Raw genomic sequence first — 572 nt, 5'->3', positions numbered from 1 at the left:
TCCTTTGCTTCTTGCTCCAACCTTAAGGCTCTCAGCTTTTTTAGAAATGCGTTCTCTGCACGTAGATATGCTAATTCTTCAAGTAGCTGCTCTTGTGTTTTATCATGATTTTCTTGGGAGGGTTTTGCTCTTAGTTTCTTAGGCTTTGGCATTTGTTTGGAGCGTCCTTTAGGCTTAGATTTTAATCCATCTATACCGTGCTCTCTGTATTGACGCAACCATAGAGAAAGAGTTCCTTTCTCTCTCAATTTAAAAAATATTAATGCTTCAATCAACGATAGCCCACCGTTGATTATTTTAAGAACGACTTTATGTTTGAATTTCACAGAGTAGGAAATCCGTTTAGTCTGGTATTTAAGACCATCGGCACCTTGAGTCTGATATACAGCAGTCCATTGTCGAACAGTTCCTTGATCTAATCCAAATTTATGAGCTGTCTTTCTAAACCCATCATCGTTGTCATTAGATAAGTAATTTTGAACAACTTCGAGTTTAAATGCTTGAGAATATTTAGCCATAAAAAGCACCCTCCAAATTAGACTAAAAGTGTCCAACTTTCGGGGTGCAGTTCA

Annotated in this window: 1 protein-coding gene; it reads right to left on the bottom strand. The window is 37.6% G+C overall.

Annotation, left to right across the window (positions count from 1 at the left end; all coding sequences use genetic code 11):
• Positions 1-518: helix-turn-helix domain-containing protein (locus DPG01_RS18535; protein WP_110976017.1), on the bottom strand; the 518-nt coding region annotated here is incomplete at its 3' end.
• Between the last annotated feature and the right edge of the window lie 54 nt (positions 519-572).

Source organism: Acinetobacter sp. WCHAc060042, assembly GCF_003231195.1.
Taxonomy (GTDB): Bacteria; Pseudomonadota; Gammaproteobacteria; order Pseudomonadales; family Moraxellaceae; genus Acinetobacter.
The sequence above is the reverse complement of the archived record's forward strand: the minus strand, read 5'-3'. Positions and strand labels throughout refer to the sequence as shown.